Origin of the sequence: Chryseobacterium sp. SG20098 (assembly GCF_031844745.1) — a bacterium.
Classification (GTDB): Bacteria; Bacteroidota; Bacteroidia; order Flavobacteriales; family Weeksellaceae; genus Chryseobacterium; species Chryseobacterium cucumeris.
Window position 1 is genome coordinate 1,861,281 of sequence record NZ_CP134622.1, and the last position, 21,281, is coordinate 1,882,561.

Consider the following 21,281-nt stretch of genomic DNA (forward strand, 5'->3'; position numbering starts at 1 on the left):
TTCTATAAATTAGGGTTATTCTTCTTCGCACTCATTGGATATTCAATGGTATATCGCGGATCATTCTGCTGAAGAATATACTCGTTACCACTAATGGTGTGGCTTATTTTTTTCTGATTTGCTCTTCTTAAGTCGAACCATCTTTGGCCTTCCAGAGCAAATTCTCTGAATCTCTCATCCAGGATAAAGTTCATAAATGCTGTGGAATCCATTGAGTTCACCGCATTTTGTACTGAAGTATACCCATCCGGAGTATATCTGTTTTTCATTACTTTCAGAAGTGTTTCTTTAGCCTCTGCAAGCTTGTTCAATTTTAACAATGCTTCAGATTTTATAAAATATTGCTCTGCTGTTCTGAAAGACACTTTGAATTCTAAACTTCCTCCTTTGGTGACTTTATACTTACTACCATTTTTTTCAAAATACATGCCAAACCTTTTATCTGCCGTAGTATTGTATGAAGAAATCAATTCCGGAGATGCAAAAGACAAGTTTTTTATAGAATTATCCCATGTATTATCCAAAGCCATGATCGATTCCGGGGAAGCATAATGGTTAGGTGGTGTGTTTACCGTATTTAAATTGCTCAGATCTCCTTTTACTGCCAATACCTGATCTGCATAGTTTAAAGCCTTATTCCAGTCTCTTTCATATAGGGCTGCCCTTGCTTCAAAAGCCAGCAATGCAACTTTTGAAAATCTGTAGTTCAATCCTGTTGCTTGTTTCTGTTCTACCATCAGATCTTCTGCTTTTTTAAGATCTGCATGAACCTGATTGTACACCTCCTGTACTGAAGATGGTTTTAATACCTGCTCAAGATCGATTTCAAGACTGATCGGAACGCCTCTGTCGGTAGAAGCTGTAGCACTATTGTACGGTTTTCCATATAAATTCACCATATCAAAATACAGGTAAGCACGAAGAGCATACGCCTCTGCTAAAATCTGATTCTTTTCAGGAGAATCCTGCATGGTTGTACTTCCTTCATTGATAATCTGATTCAGATAAAAGTTCACGGAATAAAAGCTTACCCATGGAAATTCTGTAGATGCCTGATCATTATTAGCGTCTTTCCACATCGCAATTTCACGATAGGAAATAAAATCCGTTGAATTATCATCAATATTCACCTCATCGGTACGAAGGGCTACCAGAGATTTATGAACAGGATATTTTGAATAGGCAGATGTAAGTACTTTTCTGTAATCTTCAACTGTGGTAGGAATAACTTTTCCCTCAGGCTGAATATCCAGAAACCTGTCACATCCGATATTGATAAAGCTGATTGCTGCAAGAGCTATGATTGCTGTAATTTTTCTCATTTTTCTCAAGTTTTAAAAAGAAACATTAAATCCTACGGTCACCGACTTGGTGATAGGCTGTGCATAAATATTACCATACGTTTCCGGATCGAAATATCCTTTGTATCCGTTGCTGAATACAAACAGGTTACGTCCTTCAACGCTCAGTCTCAGGCTCGAAATCCCCATCGGATTTGTAAATTCTTTAGGAAGTGTATACCCTAAACGGATGCTGCTGATTCTGATATAGCTGATTTCTTTTGCCCATACATCCAGTAAGCTGTAGGCATTGGAACGGTTTCCTGTAAACCATTTATTGGCCATCCATCCGTCCGGGTTAGCTTCCATATCAGGACTTGTAATTCCCGGAAGCGAACCTCCAGCTTCATAAATATCTCTTGTGTAGTTTCTTCCTCTGTCTAACTCCATACCTCGGTAAGAAGGCGTTCTCATTACTGTCTGCTTCAGGTTGAATGTTGCAGAGATGGTAAGGTCAAAATTACTTACTTTAAAGGTGTTGATAATCCCTCCGGTAAATTTCGGATCTCTGTCTCCTACATAAGTAAACAGGCTTCTCAGCTCAGCATTTGAAAGTTTGGTATCAACAAGCTGCCCTGGCAGGAAATCTGCATACACATCATATAACTTAAAGAATTCTGCTGCTGAAATCTTCTGATCTCCTTTCCAGAATAATGGGTTTCCCTGTTCATCCATTCCTGCAGTTTTCAAAGCAAAGACAGCATTTACCGGAAGTCCTTCTCTTGATGGAAGCAATGCATTATCACGCGGCTGCTCACTCAATACTCTGCTCTTGTTGTGTGCAAAGTTAATGGTAGTCGTCCATTTGAAATTATCATGATTGATATTTCTGGTAGATATCGCCAGTTCAAACCCTTTGTTGGTCAGGCTTCCCCAGTTCATCATCGTATATTCGAATCCTGTTTCCAAAGGAGTTTCTTTCATACTGATCATATCCGTACCTTTTCTGCTATAGACATCAGCGGTAAGGCTTACACGGTTATTGAACAATCCCAAATCAAGACCTAAGTTGGTATTGGTTGTTTTTTCCCATCTCAGTTTATCGTTCGGAGGGCTGAGAACATTGATAATCGATTCTTTTCCTCCAGGAAGAATGGTGGCATCATTATATTCACCGATAAAGAATGGTGAGGTGTTTCTGTCGATATTTCCCTGAAGACCGTAAGATGCTCTCAATCTAAGGTTGGATACAGCAGAAATATTTTTCATAAAGTCTTCCTTCGTTACCAGCCATGATCCTGAAACGGCCCATATCGGAAGGTATTTATACTTTTTGTTAACTCCAAACAGGTTAGTACCGTCATATCTCACACTTCCAAAGAATGTATATTTCTGATCATACGTATAAGAAGCTGTAGCAAACATAGATGCATAGGCATTCTCTATAGGAGCTGCTTCACGGTAGGTTTCATATCTTTTATCAGCTGCAAAACTTGAATTCGGGAAAACGATTGCTGTGGCTCTTCTTGTCGCAGGATCGTATCCGAAAGCCCTCGTGATGGTTGTGTTATCTTCTGTTTTACGGATTTCTGTTCCTGCCATCAAATCAATTTCATGCTTATTGATCTTCGTGCTATATGCCGCCTGTAATTTCCAGTTGTACTGGAAGAAATCATTATCCCAGTTTTGTTTTACCGCACCAGCCGGCAGAAAGTAATTGTATTTACCGTCTTTGTAGTAACGGGTATTTTCTTTCATTTTTCTGGTAAAATAGGTATTCTCCGCTGCAAATTTCTCTGTTTTATTAGCATCATACTGAAGTCCCAACTGAGAAGTAAATCTTAAACTTTTTGAAGCTTTATATTCTAAATCTAAAATTGCTTTCAAAGAGTTATTTTTCAGTGAATAGTTGGTATTTTCTCTTTCTTCAAGGAAGTTGAAAGGAATATAACGATCTTCAAAACCATCCATATCTCTATCATAATTGTAGCTTCCATCCGCATTGAAAGGCTTCATGTAAGGATTGGCATTTCTTGAATAATTCACGGGGTTGATTGAAGCATCAGCATCTGTTACAAAAGATGTACGTTCGCTCTGCGTTCCGAAAATAGAGATTCCTGCATTTAACTTATCGCTTAGTTTATAATTGTTTTTTAAAGTAAGGTTATAACGCTTAAAACCTGTACCGATAGTTGTTCCTTCTTCATCATAATATCCCAGGGAGAAATAGTAATCTGCGCGATCACTTCCTCCTGAAACACTTAATCCGTATTGTTTGTTGATGGCATTTCTGTATAACAGTTTGCCCCAGTCTGTATTGTTATTTCTTAAACCGTTAATTTGTTGGCGTGTGAATGAGTTCAAAGCATCAAACCCTCCGTTTCTGAAAGCATCAAGCTGGTTATTCTGAGTCAGGATTCTCATTACTTCTCCTTTATCGGCACGGTACGTAATATCTGCGCGCTTGGCAAGCATCAGTTCGAGGTCTACTTTTTCAGAAGCATTTAAAAGATTTAATTTATCAAAATCAGGACGAGAGGTAACGAAAGTGTCTGCTGAGAAGTTCAGTTTCAGACTTCCTTTCTTTCCTTTTTTGGTGGTGATAGAGATAACTCCGTTGGCTGCTCTTGCTCCATAAATAGCTGTTGCCGCTGCATCTTTAAGGATGGTAATATCTTCAATATCGTTAGGGTTTAAGCCTGCGATAGAGAAGTTCTGGAGCTGATCAATATTGTCTTTATCCGTAAAATTCGGAACATCATTTCCTTCTAACGGAAGACCGTCAATGACCCATAGCGGATCCTGGGGACCGGAAAGGGAAGCTGTCCCTCTGATTCTGATCTTCGCCGGACTTCCCGGAGCTCCCGTTTCAGGAGTTACTGCCACACCGGCAATCTGCCCTGCCAGCATCTGGTCTACACTGGCAACACCAGCCTGGCTGATGTTGTCCATTTTCACGGTAGAAACCGCTGAGGTCTGCTTACGCTTTTCAATTTTCTGATACCCTGTGATAATAACTTCCTGGATTTTATTTTTATCCGAAATCTCAGAAGTCAGTCTGATGGTATAGTTGGTCTGTCCTTCATTCAGCTGAATGACTCTGGACTCATAACCCGGATAACTTACCAATACCGTTTTTGTATCAGCAGGGATTTCCAATATAAATTTTCCGTCCTTATCTGTCACCGTACCTACTGATACACTTTCGATAATTCCTTCCAACTCCGTTTTTGTAGACAGCGATTGGGTCTCGATTTTTATAGATGCACCGGTGATAACCTGAGACGTATTTCCGTCTTCTATTTTCCCGGTGATGGTTTTCTTTTGCTGGGCCATTGCTATATTAGCAGCCAAAAGAGGTAAAAGTATTAGAGTTTTTTTCATTGCCGTTTATTTGTTTAAAGCCTCTTGTATACGAATGATTAAATCTGTGTAATGTGCTCTGGAAGCGTCATCACCTCTGTACCTTGTTCTGTTCAGTAAATCCAGAACTTTCTGAAGTTCTGCTCTCTTGTAAGTTGTCACTTCAGATACTCTTTTCATGGATGAATAATTGATATTCCTCAAACCATGATCATCTTCATGAAAATTACAGATGGTAGGCATATTCAAAGTATCATCTACTTTCAATCCTTTCACTGCTGTTTTTTCAAATAATTTGTTCACAGAGACAATCAAAGCATCCACATAATTTTTCTGAGTCATTTTCTCAAGCATCGTAAGGCTTCCTTTTTTACTGAAAATGGCAGTTCTAACCTGATCAAATAAATTTTCAACCGTATAGATTTCTTCTTTAGAGCCAGACACCTGATGTTTCAGCTCATTTTCAAGTAACCTCAACAATCTGTCATCCATAAACAAAGAATAGATATTTGCATACTGCATTCCTCTTGCCATGGTATATGGTGTCTGCTCGAACGGTCCCATTGGTGAATCCTTAACCGGATACGTTTTTTCTGTAATCGGATTAAAGAATAACCATTCCGGAAGGTTGATGGCATTTTTAACAAGATAATCAACTGCTCTTCTCTGAATTTCTGCAGGAACAGCTTCATAGGCTTTCTTCTTGTTACCAAAAACAGTATTGTTCAGGTAGATTCCTCCTACATTCGCCATCACATGACCTGTATACAAATCCCACTGCCCGATCACGCCCAGATACAGTTTCCCGGCATCTGTATATTCTTTACCATCTTCATACGTCCATTTCAGTAGGTTGTTAATTACCACTTTCAGGTTTTTGATTCCGTACTCGCTGGCTTTCATCGCATCATCACCTAAATCTTCAGACTGCGAACGCGGATCAATGGTTTCCAGGTAGCTCTGCTGCTCTCCATAGAAGTACATCGGGTCATCTGCATGTTTTTCAATTAAGTTTTTCAGCGCTTTTTTCTCTACGAATTCATCCGGATACCAACGGTACCCCCACTCGATGGCATATTTATCGTAAATACCGATTTTCGGAGTGATTGCTGTAACTCCATCTTCCGGCTGAGCTACATAATTGTAACGTGCGTAATCCATAATGGAAGGTGCCGTACCACCCATTTTGTCTGTAAATTCTTTGGAACGAAGCGACTCTACCGGGAATGCAAAGGATGCTCCCATATTGTGCTTCAGTCCGAAAGTGTGCCCTACCTCATGGGATGAAACAAAACGGATCGCTTCTCCCATATGTTCATCACTGAATTTATTTCCTCTTGCTTTAGGATCAATAGGTCCTGTTTGAATTCTCATCCAGTCATGAAGAGAAGTCATTACATTATGCCACCAGATGATATCTGCTTCGATAATTTCCCCACTTCTCGGGTCTACTACTGATGGCCCCATTGCATTTGACTTTGGCGACGCGGCGTAAGTAATTACAGAATATCTTACATCATCAATATCAAAATCTTCATCTTTCTCATCCGGCATTTTCGCAATCACTGCATTTTTGAATCCTGCCTGCTCAAACGCCGCCTGCCAGTCATGTACTCCGGCGATAATCTTTTCACGCCATTGTTTCGGTGTTGCCGGATCGATATAATAAACAATCGGTTTCTTAGGCTCTACCAGCTCACCTTTTAAATATTTTTCTTTGTCCTCTTCCTTCGGTTCAAGATTCCATTTGGTAATAAAGAATTTCTCATCCATTTTTTGCTGGTTGTCATTAAACGACCAGTGTTTTTCGGAGAAAAATCCAACTCTTGAATCAGCTACTCTTGGTTTCATCGGTATTTTAGAAAGCAGAACCAGATTGGTTGTAACGCCTAAAGTTACCGGAAGATCTACCCCGCCTTCATTGACAGAAGTGGACAATTGGGACTTCACCACAAGGTTTTTAGGAAAAGTCTTCACACCTTCTATGTAAGAAAGACTTGATTTCACAGATCCACCCAATCCTACATTGGCCAGCACATCATTAAAACTTTTCTGATTTCCGTCAAAAACTTTGTTCACTTTAATGGCTACAGCCGTAGAGTCGTTGTTTTGTGCTTCAATATCAAAGACTTCAATCACAGATTCTGAAAAGTTATCTTTCACAGATTTTGTAATGGCGTCATTTTTAGGGGATGACACTTTAGGAACCACCGTTTTTACCCATACTTTTTTAGCTACAGGATCACGGTAAAAAGAGATGACCTTATTCTCATAGTTCATCCCTTTGTTTAAACCTGCCTCATTGACCTGCATGGGTACCTGAGAAAGCTTGTTGACCACCAAAAACTGACGCCCCATCAAACTGTCCGGAATTTCAAAATAAATATCCGTTTTTACCTGAATGGTATTAAAAAGTCCTTTTTTATAGGTTCCCTTTTTGATCAGGTCTTCAATTTTTTTTGTTTTCTTTGAGGAAGAGGCCTCTGTCTTATCTGTTTTTTCTTTGTTAACCTTTACCGTATCTTTATCTTTTTTCTGTGCTATTGCCATTGGTGAGGCCATAGAAAGACCGAGATACAGTGCAAGTCTGTAATTCTTCATTAAAATAGTCCGATTCATTCCAAATAGTAAATATCTTAGTTTCAGCCAGCAAAGCTATAGGTATCATGAATCATATATATAATATTAGGGAGTGAATGGTGCTAATTCGGGAGTGAATGGATTTTTATTTTACTTCATTAAAGGCAAAAAACATACGAAATATTCACTATCTACAGAAATATGAAGAAGATTATTCTTAAAATATCCATAAACCTGATTCAAATATTCAATTCCAAATTTCTCTCCCTGTACCGTTTCCTTCTTAGGCTGCAAGGTATTCTTTACCGTGATCCCGTCCTCATCAACGATAATGATAATTTCCAAAGGCTGATCCATCGTTGCAATATTATGTTTGGTCGCATTTTCCGTGACTATCTGAAGGGATAAATACGGAATTCTTTTTTCAAGACTTTCAGGAGCATTAATAATCAATTCAAACTTCAGTTCTTCATCAAACCTGCTTTTCAGAAGTTCCATGTAGTGCTGTATAAATTTAATTTCCTGCGAAACCGGAACAATATTATCTTTTGGAGGTACTATAAGATACCTGTAAATCCTGGAAAGATTCATGGTAAACTTCTGTGCATTTTCTTTATTAATCCCGATCAGCATATAAAGGGAATTCAATGAGTTGAAAAGAAAATGGGGATTGATATTATTTTTAAGCTGCTGAAGCTGATTGATCACTTCTGCTTTGTGCATCTTTTCGTTTTCTACCAACAATAAATTCTTCTCAGACTGTATTTTTTCTTTTTCCTGATAAGCCAGGCTAGTTGCTCTCTGAAACAATATGAATACCGTTACAATGAGAAACAACGCTGCCAGAAAAATATAAACAGTATAGGTTTTTATCTTGCTGATATTCTCATCAATAATAAAATTCACATGATTCACTACCGTGTATCCATCAAAATTATCAGTCTTCAATGGTTTTATAAAGCGTGTTACCTCCACTCCCAGATATTCTGAAACGGCTGTTCCTTTAGTATATCCTGCTTCAGTTTTGCTGGTCAGTGTATCATTAGCTTTAATATCTGTAAAGTCAAAAATATTCTTTCCGATATACTTCTTCTCAGGATGGGTAATACAGATTCCTTCTTTGGTAAAGACATAAGCGTAGGTATTGGAACTTTTATCGACATTAATAAAATATTGATGAAGATCATCCAGGCTTACGGTAGAGCCATAGTACAATTTGTTTTTATCAGGTAGTATCAAAGAATCGTAACTAATCCAATACATGCTGTCCTTTTTGGTAAGCAAAAGGTCTTTAAAATGTCCCGGTCCGTTATTCTTTATCACAATAGAATTTTCTTTACGATCTGTCTTCCTGAAAATACCGGATAAAGGATTATTACTATCTGTTTTTCCTGAAGTGGTGTTTTCATAATAATACCAGCTATAGGGCAGCAGATTTCTTTTTTTATTTAAATCATTTAAAACCGAAGAATAATCCTTGTAATTCTTCAGTCCGTCTTTCTGAATCAGAGCACGAAGCAAATACTGATAATCCTCAATATTCCTGAACTCATGTTCTATCGATTCATACTTTCGGAAGAATGTTTTCTTTGCAAAATCATCGGTATTCTTACGGCTGTCTTCTGTGATCAGTAGACTCAAAACAGCAAATGCTGCCACTGCGATCAGGCAGGCAGATAAAGCAGTAATATAAATGGATTTTTTGGATAAGGCGTGCTTAAAATTAATAATCAAATTCTCTAAATTATGGATTCCTCTACGTATAAATTATTCGTTTGCAAAGATATAACAAAGATTTCAGGACCATAAAGTGAATTAAATTTAGATTTCATATTTTAAATTAAAAAACAAAAATCCAGATAAGCTGAAGTCTTAAAGTTCGTTAATATCGTCATTGATACCACCAATTCAGCATGCTATATTTTTAAAATTAATTATCTTCGCCTACAAATCTTATTTGAAAATGAAGAAGATCATCTCCGGGTTATCTATTTTTTGTGCCATCGCGATCTCTGCTCAGGAAGCCATACAGTTTCAGGAGCTGCCATTCAAAGATATTATTGCAAAAGCCAAGAAGGAAAAGAAATTGGTTTTTATTGATGCCTATGCTTCCTGGTGTGGCCCATGCAAAATGATGGAAAAAAATGTCTTCACCCAGAAGTCCGTGAGCGATTATTACAATACCAACTTCATTAATGCGCGATTTGATATGGAAAAAGGAGAAGGCAGAGATATCGCTTCAAAATTCGGAGTACGTTCCTATCCTACTTATCTTTTCCTGAACGGTGAAGGAGAACTTGTTTCCAGAAATACCGGGTATATGGAAGAAAGTCTGTTTGTGGCAATGGCACAGGACATCAATTCACCCGGAAATAAAAAAGGCTCTCTTAAAGACCGTTTTGCCGGCGGTGAAAAAGACCCGGAATTCCTGATCAACATTATGAAGCTTAACGCTAACTCAGATTATGAATTTGCCAAAAAAGCTTCCGAAAGATATTTCCAGAATAAAAAGAAAACTGAAGAGCTTACAAAGGATGAAATCGGATTTCTTCTTTACTTCGTAAAATCATCGGAAGATACCAACTATCCTGTTTTTGCATCCAGAAAAGCAGAGATTATTAAATATCTTCCTGAAGAAACTTATACCGAATTTGATGCTCAGCTGAAGTTAGGAAAAATAGTAGAACAGTCTATTGATGATAAAAATAAAAAAATCAATGACGACTACTTCATGAAAGCTGCCGAACCATTGGTAGGGAAAGAAGCTGCTGTTAAAAAGCTGAATCAGACTAAACTCAGCTATTATGAACAGAACAGTAATTTTTCTGAATATGAGAAAGCGGCTTTAGATTATTATAAAAATTCTGATGCTTTTGATCCGAATGAACTCCTGAGAGCAGCATGGATATTTGCAGATCATGTGAAAACTCCTTCTTCATTAAAGAAAGCTACAGAATGGGCAGAAAAATCTGTTATGAGAAGCGAAACTTCGGAAAACACTTATATTCTTGCCAAACTTTATCACCTTACGGGAAATAAAGAGATGGCAAAAAACTATGCTGAAATGTCTAAAAATTTAGCAGTTCAGGGCAATAAGGATTCTCAACTGGCAGATGAACTATTAAAGCAAATAAAATAAACATTATAAACCGGATGAAATATAAATTATTAGCAGCAGGCATATTAGCCTTCCTGTCGGCAACTATGTTGAACGCTCAGGAACAGGAACAAGGAGGACAGGATAAAAGTTTATACATAAAAGGGAACGCTTTATTTGCTCCGATAGGAATTTTAAACTTAGGAATAGAAAAACAGATTAGTCCAAAATATACCCTTCAGGGAGATGTTTTCATTTCACCATGGAAATCTTTCGCAGGACATGAACTACAGTTTTATTCCGTATCTGCGGAAGGAAGATACTATTTTACTGAAGCTTTCAAACACTGGTATATAGGAGCCAACATTAGTTTTGCGGCCTACAATGCTTCAAAATGGAATTACTGGAATGATGATAGTTTTGAAAACTGGAATGGGGAAATCCTTACCAACTCTAATCTGTATCAGAGAGGGTTTTCTTTTATGCTGGGAGTAACAGCAGGGTATCAATTCCAATTATCCGAACGATGGAATCTTGATCTGTATGCTACTGTAGGAACATCACAGGGGTTTTATAAAGGATATGACCGTACTACGGGAAGACGCTATGATTCCGCACAAGAATTTAATAAAAGCGGTGAAATCATCCCATACAGAGGAGGGGTCATGATTTCTTATAAATTAAAATAATACAATGAAACCATTCGGAAGAAATCATATTATCATTTCAGTCATCACTTTTGTGATTCTTTTTTTAATGAATTATATCGGAAATGATTTACCAGATAAATTACAGAGAGCCTTAATGACGGCTTTTGCAGGAGTTGTTGGACTGACTGTGGGACTTTTTATACTAAATAAGGGCAGAAATGATAAAAATCCGCCCCAAAATTTTGATTAATTAATCTTCGTATATCACATATCTGGTTCTGATCTTTTCGAAACTTTCCAGATCTTTTTTCCATGAAGCTTTAATTTCCGGAATTGATTTTCCTGCGATGATCTGTTTTCTCAATTCATCAGTTCCGGATAAAGTATCAAACCACAGATTTTTCAGGAAGAAATCCTGCTGGGGGTTTTTATAATGCTGATAGGCTCTTATTACCCATTCAAGATTCAATTCTCTTAGATCCTTGGGATAACTGGAAAGGTTTTCACCATAACACAGCTTCCCGTTCAGGAATGGATCTTTAGCTCCGTAGCTTGGTTTGGGCGTAAACTGATAAGGAAGGTTTTCCGTCCATGGAGAACCATAAATCTGGAAAGGAAGATCTGTTCCTCTTCCTACAGAAACCTGAGTACCTTCAAAAAAGCAAAGGCTTGGATATAAATTAATTGCTTTATCATTGGGTAAATTAGGAGAAGGTTTATCAAGTATCGGATAACGCTGCTTTTTATGATAATTCTTCATCGGAACAAGCGTATATTTAGCCTGAACTTGATTCTTCAGCCATTTCTCTCCGTTCACCATTTTTCCATACTCTCCTATTGTCAGCCCATATACTACGGGAACTTCGTGAAGTCCAACAAAACTTGACCATTTTTTTCTCAGGACAGGTCCGTCAGTGGATCCGTCATGTGGATTGGGACGATCCAAAACCATGATCTCCACATTATTCTCAGCTCCGGCTTCCATCAGATAAGACAAAGTGGAAATATAGGTGTAAAACCTTACTCCTACATCCTGAATATCAAAAACAACGATGTCAATTCCTGAAAGTTGCTCCGGCTTTGGCTTTTTATTATTTCCATATAGTGAAACAATGGGAATTCCGGTCTTTACATCTACTCCGTTTTTCACTTTTGCCCCTGCATCAGCATCACCTCTGAAGCCATGTTCAGGTGCGAAAATAGATTTGATTTTAATTCCGTTTTTTACAAGAAAATCAACCAGATGGGTTTTATCACTCATTAAACCTGTCTGATTGGTCACCACCCCGATCGTTTTATTTTTTAACAGTGGCAGGTAAATTTCAGGCTGGTCGGCACCCGTTTTAAAATCCGGTTGAACTTGAGTCTGAGAATAATATTGGTTGAATACTCCTAAAAAAATTAGGCAAATCAGAAGTAAATTTTTAATTTTGAAATCTAAATTCATAAGCTTGAAATTTCCTTTATATTTCTCTAGAAAAATAGCATTTTCCAAAGATAACAAAAATAACCTTTCAAGGGTTATCATCTTCATTGGCAGGCTTTCCGTAGCATTGGGAATTATCGTTTCCCTCATTACCGTAGCCACTGGTTTTGGTTCAAAAAAAGCTATTAAAGAAAGGCTGGCTGATTTCAGCGGACATATTACCGTAAGGTCTACACGATCCAATTCTTCATACAATACTTCTGTACTGGACAATCAGGGACTCAATATTGCCAAGATAAAAGAACTTCCCGATGTGGAAAGTACCCAAAAATATGTAACGGTTACCGGAATTATGCGTAATGAGCACAATTTCGCAGGCATTATATTTAAGGGAATCGGTAAGGATTTTGACAGTCTAAGATTTAAAAAATTCCTTATAGCCGGAACAACTCCGAAGGTAACAGAAAAAGGATTCAATAGTGATGTTGCGATTTCACAGAAAGTGGCCAATGATCTTCATCTTAAAGTAAATGACAGCATTGTTACTGTATTTTTAAAAGCAGATCAAAAACCGCTTTACCGTAAATTCAGAGTTATCGGAATTTACAGAACTGACATTAAACTAATTGACGAACAATTTGTTATCGGAGGAATCAATCATGCAAGAAAGATTCAGGATATGAAACCAGATGAAATTGGCGGAATAGATATTTTCCTGAAGAATGTGAATGATATCGACAAAGATTTTCCTGACATCGAAAAACTGATCGGATATAAGAACTATGCTGAAAAAGCGACAGAAAAATTCCCGCAGATCACTGACTGGATCAGTATTTTTGATACCAATATTGCTTTAATCATTATCATCATGCTGATTGTAGTGGTGATCAATATCATTATGGTTCTTCTGATTCTTATTATCGAACGAACCAATTCTATTGGCCTTCTGAAAACATTAGGAGCAAGCAATTCACAGATAAGAGCTACTTTCATCAATTATACCCTGATTATTATGATCCCGGGGCTTTTGTACGGAAATGCTATCGGATTAGGACTGATTTTAATCCAGAAATTCTTTGGAATCATCAAACTTAATCCTGAAAATTACTACGTAAGTACTGTTCCGGTTGATCTTAACCCAATTGCCATTATTTCTATCTCAGTAGGAATTCTTATTATCTCAGGGCTGGCCTTGATTATTCCGAGCTACCTGATCAGTAAGATTTCTCCGGTGAAAGCGATTAAGTACAACTAACCTGATAATTGATAATTGATAATTGATAATTGATAATTGATAATTGATAATTGATAATTGATAATTGAAAGTTATTGATTGTGCATCAGTTGATTTCAGTGTTATCCACAACTTATCCACACGTTATCCACAGCGCAGATAATTTTAAAAGCCTTATCTTTGTGCCGCTTATAAAACATTTATGAAATACGCAAAAAATATCCTTGAAACGATAGGTAACACACCGCTGGTAAAGCTTAACAAAGTATTAGGTGAAGATTTTCCGGCATTGGTATTAGCAAAAGTAGAGACCTTCAATCCCGGAAACTCCGTAAAGGACAGAATGGCTCTTAAAATGATAGAGGATGCCGAAAAAGATGGCAGATTAAAACCTGGAGGAACCATTATTGAAGGAACTTCCGGAAATACAGGAATGGGACTGGCTTTGGCAGCCATCATCAAAGGGTACAAATGTATCTTTGTAACCAATTCAAAACAGTCAAAAGAAAAATGTGATATTCTTCGTGCTGTAGGAGCCGAAGTAATTGTTTGCCCTACTGACGTAAAACCTACCGATCCACGTTCTTATTATTCAGTTTCCAAAAGACTGGCAAAAGAGACGAAAAACGGATGGTATGTCAACCAATATGATAACCTGTCCAACAGAGCCGCTCATTATGAATCCACGGCTCCGGAGATCTGGGAACAGACAGAAGGAAAACTGACTCATTTTGTAGTAGGAGCCGGAACAGGAGGTACAATCACCGGGTGCGGAACATTTTTCAAAGAAAAAAATCCGGACATCAAAGTAATCGGAGTGGATACTTATGGCTCTATTCTGAAAGAATTCCACGAAACAGGTGAGCTTCATTATGATCACGCTTACACTTATATCACAGAAGGAATCGGGGAAGATATCATTCCTGAAAACTATGATATGTCTGTAATTGATCATTTTGAAAAAGTAACGGATAAAGACGGTGCTATCTATGCCAGAAAACTGGCGAAAGAGGAAGGTATTTTCTGTGGATATTCTGCCGGAAGTGCTATTGCATCTTTGATTCAGATGAAAGATCAGTTCACAAAAGATGATGTCATTGTTGTTTTACTTCATGACCATGGCTCAAGATATGTAGGAAAAATCTACAATGACGAGTGGATGAAGGAAATGGGCTGGTTGGAAGAGAACAAATAAGCTAACTTGTATATAATAAAAAAACGGAGCAAAATTATTTTGCTCCGTTTTTGTTTTTATTAATCGATTTTAATTTTCTCTTTCAATATATTCTTGAGAAAACTGTATTCTTTCTCATTCATTGATTTTCTGGGAAACATGTAACTGTATTTTCCTTCAACAGAAATAAATTCATGAGTGCTGTCAAAGTATTCAAAATCTTTCCATTCGCTGATCTCTTTTTCGCCATCAATATTGACTGTGAAAAAGTTATTATCAAATCTTATTTCGTATACTTTACATCTTTCAAGCGTGCTCAGATAATGATTCACCTGTTTTTTCCATCTTGAAACTTTATTAACGCTGACTGATAAAAAAACAGCACAAAGCAAAAATATAAAACTCAGGAAGTATAAAACGCCTGCATTTTCTTTACTCATAAAGTCTTTTAATAGAAAAACGATGAAAACAATCACTGCAGCAGCTATGGTAACGATAGTTTTACTTTTTGTAGTAGGTGAAAAAAGCAGACTTCCCTGATTACCGCTAAAATAAATATCTTCAAAAATCTTCCTGTCCGGCTTTAGTGTAATCACCTTTTCTTCATTCATAATTATAGAGTTTGCTTTAAAAAGCTACAAAACTAAACTAAATATCTTCATATTGATCACTTATGGCAGAAAGTTTATTCATGAGTTCTCTGTTTCTGCGGTTCAGGGCATCCAGTTTTTTCAGCATATTATGAATCACTTCAAGGCCGGGCAGGTTAATTTCGAGATCATAATGCCAGTTGGCAAATTTTTCCAGATCGGGCAGATCTTCATACATCAGATAATGAATATTATTCTCAATCTGAATATTCAGCAGCCCATAGTCTACAAGATCATCAAAAAAAGTGATTTCTATATTATAGATTTTTACGAGTTCTTCCCGTGATATTCTTTCACTCATAGCTTAGGAATTTTTTAGTTGTTCAAAAAGTTCTTTCTGCTTTTCGGTAAGGTTGGTTGGCAGTTTCACTTCATAGGTTACAAAAAGATCACCGTGTTCTCCTTCTTTTTTATAGACAGGGAAACCTTTTCCTTTAAGCCTTACTGTCATTCCGGTTTGGGTTTCCGGTTTTACTTTAAGGTTTACACTTCCATTCAGCGTATGTACTTTTACTTCGCCACCTAAAACGGCTGTGTACAGATCAATGGTTACTTTGGTTTTCAGGTCATCACCTATTCTTTCAAAATCCGGATCAGCAGGGATATTGAAGGTGATATATAAATCTCCGTTTGGCCCACCGTTTACTCCGGGATTTCCATGTCCTTTTAATTTAATCTGCTGTCCGTCATACACTCCTGCAGGAATAGTGATTCTTACTTTTTTTCCATTGATTTCAAAAGTTTGCGGATGCGTGGTTGCGGCGTCTCTTAAATTGAGATTCAATTCGGCAGTGATATCCTGTCCTTTGAATTTACCGGAGGCTCTTCCTCTTGAACTTCTGCCAAATCCACCGCCTGCACCGCCAAACATATCCTGGAAGAAATCTGAGAAATCTTCACCTCCACCAAAATCTGCACCGGAATATCCTCCGTTATAACTTTGCTGTTGATACTGTCTTTGCTGTTGCTGCTGGGCTTTTTCGTATTCTTCGCCGTGCTTCCAGTGTTCTCCGTACTTGTCATATTTTGATCTGTTTTCCGGATTACTCAGCACTTCATTCGCTTCATTCAGTTCTTTGAATTTCTTTTCTGCTTCTTTGTCTCCGGGGTTGAGATCGGGATGATGTTTTCTAGCCTGTTTTCGATAGGCTTTTTTAATATCATCCTGTGTTGCGTTTTTATCTACGCCTAAAATTTTATAGTAATCTATATAAGCCATAGAAATGTGGTTTACCCAAATTTATGAATTTTAGGTCTGAAAATTGTATAACAGAATGTTAAAAATAAACCTATCTTTGATAAAAAGCTATACATGAAAGATGTATTGAAAAACTACTCCGGAATCATATTTTTACTTTTGGGAATCATTGTTGGAAGCATCATAGGAATTGTTGCTCCCGGTTTTGTGGAATACATTAAACCTTTGGGAGATATTTTCCTTAATCTTCTTTTTGTGAGTGTAGTACCATTGGTATTTTTTGCTGTTTCCAATTCTATTGCTTCTCTGGAGCAGCAATCGAAATTCGGTAAGATCATTCTTGTGATGGCACTTACCTTTCTGTTCTTTATTCTCACGGCAGCAGTGTTTACAATATGTGCAGTATATCTTTTCCCTGTTTCCGGGGTCTCAGGAAGTTCTGAGATGATTGCAGAAGCAGCTAATGAAGACACATGGGGTAACAGGATTGTAAGTTTCTTTACCGTAGGAGAATTCACGGAGCTTTTCTCAAGAAGAAATATGCTGGCACTTTTGGTATTTGCTTTTCTGACAGGATTTGCAGCCCGAAAGACAGGAGAAAAAGGACAGCCTTTCAGAGTTTTTATTGCTTCTGGATATGAAGTGATGAAAGAACTTCTTTTGCTGGTGATGAAATTGGCACCTATTGGTCTGGGAGCCTATTTTGCTTATCAGGTAGCGACTTTAGGACCACAGCTTTTTGGATTTTATGCTAAACCTTTAGGGTTATATTATATTGCAGGAGTTATTTATTTCCTTGTGTTCTTTTCTATCTATGCATTCATGGCGAATGGGCAAAAAGGAGTGAAAAGCTTTTGGACAAATGCGATCTACCCTACTTTGACCGCCATAAGCACATGCAGCAGTTTTGCAACAATGCCTGCTAATTTACAGGCGGCTTCCAAAATCGGGATTCCGAATTCTATTGCCAATCTGGTGATTCCTATCGGGACTACACTGCATAAAAACGGATCTTCCATGTCATCTATTATCAAGATTTATGTAGCCTTTTTAATTATTGGAAAGGATTTTTTTGATCCTGCCAATTTGCTTTTAGCTTTGGGGATTACTGTTTTTGTGAGTATTGTAGCGGGTGGAATTCCTAACGGCGGGTACATTGGTGAGATGCTGATGATTTCTGTTTATAAACTGCCTCAGGAAGCGATTCCTGCCGTAATGATCATCGGAACTTTAGTGGATCCGTTGGCTACTGTTCTGAACGCTGTAGGAGATATTGTAGCTGCCATGTTTGTCAACCGGTTTGTGAAAGTCTGACTTATTTTTGTTAAATCACACTATTCACTACGTTTTACCGTTTCCAGATTTTCATATTCTTCAGGAGTGAAAAGCCTGTAATGAACTTTAAATGTTTTACCCAAAGGAGTTTCCAGAGAGAATCCTCCGGGTCCGAAACCGTCTGTAACATCAAGGGTAAAATGTGAATATTTCCAGTATTCAAAAAGGTCGCGGTCTATCCAGAACTCATGCCCGTTAATAGTACCAATCATGGCATCATTCATTCTGGGAAAGAATCCTCCTTTTTCGAAGCATTGTGGCTGGGTTCCTTCACAGCATCCGCCTGCCTGATAAAACATCAGAGGGCCATATTGCTCTTCCAGCTTGTCAATTACTTCAAGCGCTTGTTCTGTTGCGGAAAGTCTTGATATTTTTGTTTCCATTGTTTTTATTTTGGTTTAATCCAAACCTTATATTGATAAAAGATCCCGGTAAAATACATTCTAACCGGGATCAGCAACACATCATCAAATTAATTTGAGCCGGCAATATCTAAAACGATTCTGCCGTCAATCTGTCCTTTTTTCATTTTATCAAATACATCATTGATATCTTCCAGCTTTGCTGCAGTAACGGTAGCTTTTACCAATCCTTCATTGGCAAAATCCAGTGCTTCCTGCAGGTCTTTTCTTGTTCCTACAATAGAACCTCTTACGGTAATTCTTTTTAAAACCGTTTCGAAAATCGGAAGTTCAAAAGATCCGGGAGGAAGTCCATTGAGAGCAATGGTTCCTTTTCTTCTCAACACATCGATTCCCTGCTTGAAAGCAATAGGTGAAACTGCAGTAATTAAGGCACCGTGCATTCCACCGACTTCTTTATGCAAATATTCTCCGGGATCTGTGTTTTTTGCATTGACTACAAGGTCTGCTCCTAATTTTTTTGCAAGCTCAAGCTTATCGTCTGCTACATCAATAGCGGCTACGTGCATTCCCATTGCTTTGGCGTACTGAACGGCTACATGCCCCAGTCCTCCGATTCCTGAAATGGCTACCCATTCTCCGGGTTTTGTTTCTGTTTCTTTCAATCCTTTGTAAACTGTGACTCCGGCACATAAAATAGGGGCAATTTCCAAAAAGTTAACATCAGATTTCAAATGTCCCACATATCTTGAGTCTGCAATGACGTATTCTGCAAATCCTCCATCGACACTGTAACCGCCATTTTTCTGTGCTTCACAAAGGGTTTCCCACCCTGTAATACAATAATCACAGCATCCGCAAGCACTGTACAGCCATGGAACACCTACAGCATCTCCTTCTTTCACAAAAGCTTCCGGTCCGCAGGCTACTACGATACCAACTCCTTCATGTCCCGGAATAAGAGGCATTTTGGGTTTTGCAGGCCAATCGCCATCTACCGCATGTAAATCTGTATGGCAGACTCCACAGGCTATTACTTTAACAAGGACTTCATATCTTCCGGGTTCTCTTACAGGTACTTCTTCTATTTTCAAAGGTTGGCCATAGCCCTGAACTACTGCCGCTTTCATTGTTTTTGGAATCATATCTTATTTTTTGGATTGAGTTATTTGGGGTTATTTGTTTTTATCTCCACTTCTGAACAGGTAATTTCCCTGCGTGAGGGATAGGAAGGGCGGCGAGGAACGAGCCGGTGTGGAATGCAATGAAGCACCGAAACGAAGTGCAGGCCTGGATAGCCCGACCGTGTTGCCCTGGGTAAAGCCAAGGCAATCGGGCACGTCCTAAATAATATTAAAAGAAACCTAGCTTATTCTTGTTATAAGAAATCAGCATGTTTTTGGTTTGACGGTAGTGATCGAGCATCATTTTATGGTTTTCTCTTCCAATTCCTGATTGTTTATAACCCCCGAAAGGTGCTCCGGCCGGATAAGAGTGATATTGGTTTACCCATACTCTTCCTGCTTCAATCTGGCGTGGAATATTGTACAACTGGTGAGCATCTCTCGTCCAGACTCCGGCTCCAAGACCGTAGATGGTATCATTGGCAATTTTTACAGCTTCTTCTTCATCTTTGAAAGTGGTAAAAGCCAGCACCGGGCCGAAAATTTCTTCCTGGAAGATTCTCATTTTGTTGTTTCCTTTGAAAATCGTAGGCTGGATGTAGTATCCGCCTTCAAGATCTTCACCCAGGTTGTTTACAGCTCCTCCTACAAGCACTTCTGCTCCTTCTTCTATTCCCAATTGAATGTAAGAGAGGATTTTATCTTTCTGAATCTGTGAAGCCTGTGCTCCCATCATCACGGTTTTATCCAGTGGGTTTCCTACTTTGATGGCTTTTACTCTTTCGATTACTCTTTCGATAAAAGCATCTGCAATTCCTTCCTGAACAAGAAGTCTTGAAGGACATGTACAGATCTCTCCCTGATTCAGGGCAAAAAGAACGGCTCCTTCTATGGCTTTATCTAAAAATTCATCATCTGCATCCATTACTGAATTGAAGAAAACATTAGGGGATTTTCCTCCCAATTCCAACGTTACCGGAATAATATTTTCTGTAGCATATTGCATTACAAGTCTTCCTGTAGCGGTAGAACCGGTAAATGCTGCTTTTGCTACTTTCGGATTAGTAACGAGAGCTCTTCCAAGTTCTGCTCCAAATCCGTTAACAATATTAATAACTCCTGCCGGTAAAAGGTCACCGATCAATTCCATTAAAACCATAATGGAAACAGGTGTACTTTCTGCCGGTTTCAACACGACGCAGTTTCCTGCAGCCAATGCGGGAGCCAGTTTCCATACTGCCATCAGTATCGGGAAGTTCCATGGAATGATCTGAGCAATCACTCCAAGAGGTTCGTGAACAATTAAGGAAACAGTGTCTTTGTCCAGCTCGTTATGCGATCCTTCATCAGCACGGATTACTGAAGCAAAGTATCTGAAATGATCAATGGCTAAAGGTAAATCCGCTGCCAATGTTTCCCTTACTGCTTTTCCGTTATCTATTGTTTCTACTGTAGCCAGATATTCTAAGTTTTGTTCTATTCTGTCTGCAATTTTATTCAGAATGATGCTTCTTTCTGTGGAGGAAGTATTCTTCCATGTCTGAAATGCTTTTTCAGCGGCATCTACCGCTAGCTCCAAATCTTCTTTGGACGAATGGGCTACCTGAGTAAATTTTTTCCCATCAACCGGAGAAACTACGTCAAAATATTGTCCTTTAACAGGTGGAGTGAATTTTCCATCAATATAGTTATCGTATCTGTTTTTAAATTCCGGACGCTGTAAAAGTGTGGTTGATCTTGGTTCTGTAATAGTGCTCATATTAGTATTGTTTTTATTTTTTCGATAACGCCAAATTACACTGAGAAGC

17 protein-coding genes are annotated in these 21,281 nt (G+C 38.2%); 6 read left to right on the plus strand and 11 right to left on the minus strand.

The genetic code is table 11. The features are described from left to right. Positions 1-2 precede the first annotated feature (2 nt). The 4 genes from RHP76_RS08470 to RHP76_RS08485 all read right to left on the minus strand — a co-directional run bounded on the left by RHP76_RS08470 (position 3) and on the right by RHP76_RS08485 (position 8,957). Positions 3-1,322, minus strand: coding sequence for a RagB/SusD family nutrient uptake outer membrane protein (locus RHP76_RS08470; protein WP_311229956.1), 1,320 nt, complete (start codon positions 1,320-1,322; stop codon positions 3-5). Between the two features lie 12 nt (positions 1,323-1,334). Next, entirely contained in the window at positions 1,335-4,664 is a 3,330-nt protein-coding gene (locus RHP76_RS08475; protein WP_311229957.1) for a SusC/RagA family TonB-linked outer membrane protein, read from the minus strand. A 6-nt stretch (positions 4,665-4,670) separates the two neighbouring features. After that, entirely contained in the window at positions 4,671-7,244 is a 2,574-nt protein-coding gene (locus RHP76_RS08480; protein ID WP_311229958.1) for a zinc-dependent metalloprotease, read from the minus strand. A 129-nt stretch (positions 7,245-7,373) separates the two neighbouring features. Next, complete coding sequence (locus tag RHP76_RS08485; RefSeq protein ID WP_311229959.1) at positions 7,374-8,957, minus strand: sensor histidine kinase; 1,584 nt, start codon at positions 8,955-8,957, stop codon at positions 7,374-7,376. Positions 8,958-9,186: 229 nt separating this feature from the next. Here RHP76_RS08485 and RHP76_RS08490 point away from each other — a divergent pair, with 229 nt between their 5' ends. The 3 genes from RHP76_RS08490 to RHP76_RS08500 are packed head-to-tail and all read left to right on the plus strand — an operon-like array spanning position 9,187 to position 11,220. Further along, positions 9,187-10,362, plus strand: a complete 1,176-nt coding sequence (locus RHP76_RS08490; RefSeq protein WP_311229960.1) for a thioredoxin family protein — start codon at positions 9,187-9,189, stop codon at positions 10,360-10,362. A 14-nt stretch (positions 10,363-10,376) separates the two neighbouring features. Further along, on the plus strand, positions 10,377-11,009 hold the full coding sequence (locus tag RHP76_RS08495) for a DUF3575 domain-containing protein (RefSeq protein WP_120231964.1): 633 nt from the start codon (positions 10,377-10,379) through the stop codon (positions 11,007-11,009). Positions 11,010-11,013: 4 nt separating this feature from the next. Beyond that, complete coding sequence (locus RHP76_RS08500; RefSeq protein WP_062674325.1) at positions 11,014-11,220, plus strand: hypothetical protein; 207 nt, start codon at positions 11,014-11,016, stop codon at positions 11,218-11,220. Here RHP76_RS08500 and RHP76_RS08505 read toward each other — a convergent pair whose 3' ends face one another. Beyond that, the gene (locus RHP76_RS08505; protein ID WP_311229961.1) at positions 11,221-12,417 is read right to left on the minus strand and encodes an exo-beta-N-acetylmuramidase NamZ family protein; all 1,197 of its coding nucleotides are present in this window, start codon (positions 12,415-12,417) and stop codon (positions 11,221-11,223) included. A 4-nt stretch (positions 12,418-12,421) separates the two neighbouring features. Between RHP76_RS08505 and RHP76_RS08510 the strand changes: the two genes are divergently transcribed. Beyond that, positions 12,422-13,651, plus strand: a complete 1,230-nt coding sequence (locus tag RHP76_RS08510; RefSeq protein WP_062674322.1) for an ABC transporter permease — start codon at positions 12,422-12,424, stop codon at positions 13,649-13,651. A gap of 181 nt (positions 13,652-13,832) precedes the next feature. Continuing rightward, on the plus strand, positions 13,833-14,825 hold the full coding sequence (locus RHP76_RS08515) for a PLP-dependent cysteine synthase family protein (protein WP_311229962.1): 993 nt from the start codon (positions 13,833-13,835) through the stop codon (positions 14,823-14,825). A gap of 59 nt (positions 14,826-14,884) precedes the next feature. Here RHP76_RS08515 and RHP76_RS08520 read toward each other — a convergent pair whose 3' ends face one another. From RHP76_RS08520 to RHP76_RS08530, 3 genes are read right to left on the minus strand one after another with little or no spacing between them, the layout of a single operon-like run. Continuing rightward, positions 14,885-15,415 carry a hypothetical protein gene (locus tag RHP76_RS08520; RefSeq protein ID WP_288443192.1) on the minus strand — a complete coding sequence of 177 codons (531 nt, stop codon included), beginning with the start codon at positions 15,413-15,415 and terminating at the stop codon, positions 14,885-14,887. Between the two features lie 37 nt (positions 15,416-15,452). After that, positions 15,453-15,755, minus strand: a complete 303-nt coding sequence (locus tag RHP76_RS08525) for a chaperone modulator CbpM (protein WP_120231965.1) — start codon at positions 15,753-15,755, stop codon at positions 15,453-15,455. A 3-nt stretch (positions 15,756-15,758) separates the two neighbouring features. Continuing rightward, the gene (locus RHP76_RS08530; protein ID WP_120231966.1) at positions 15,759-16,673 is read right to left on the minus strand and encodes a DnaJ C-terminal domain-containing protein; all 915 of its coding nucleotides are present in this window, start codon (positions 16,671-16,673) and stop codon (positions 15,759-15,761) included. A gap of 93 nt (positions 16,674-16,766) precedes the next feature. Between RHP76_RS08530 and RHP76_RS08535 the strand changes: the two genes are divergently transcribed. After that, positions 16,767-17,966, plus strand: a complete 1,200-nt coding sequence (locus tag RHP76_RS08535; RefSeq protein ID WP_311229963.1) for a dicarboxylate/amino acid:cation symporter — start codon at positions 16,767-16,769, stop codon at positions 17,964-17,966. Between the two features lie 20 nt (positions 17,967-17,986). Here the strand turns inward: RHP76_RS08535 and RHP76_RS08540 are convergent, their stop codons facing one another. From RHP76_RS08540 to RHP76_RS08550, 3 genes are all read right to left on the minus strand, one after another. Then, a complete protein-coding gene (locus RHP76_RS08540; protein ID WP_120231968.1) occupies positions 17,987-18,370 on the minus strand; it encodes a DUF779 domain-containing protein in 384 nt (127 codons plus the stop codon). Positions 18,371-18,459: 89 nt separating this feature from the next. Next, positions 18,460-19,494 (minus strand): alcohol dehydrogenase AdhP, encoded by a 1,035-nt coding sequence (gene adhP, locus RHP76_RS08545; protein WP_076596100.1) that lies wholly within the window; start codon positions 19,492-19,494, stop codon positions 18,460-18,462. Positions 19,495-19,702: 208 nt separating this feature from the next. After that, positions 19,703-21,232: an aldehyde dehydrogenase family protein gene (locus RHP76_RS08550; protein WP_062674306.1), complete on the minus strand. Its 1,530-nt coding sequence runs from the start codon at positions 21,230-21,232 to the stop codon at positions 19,703-19,705. Positions 21,233-21,281 lie beyond the last annotated feature (49 nt).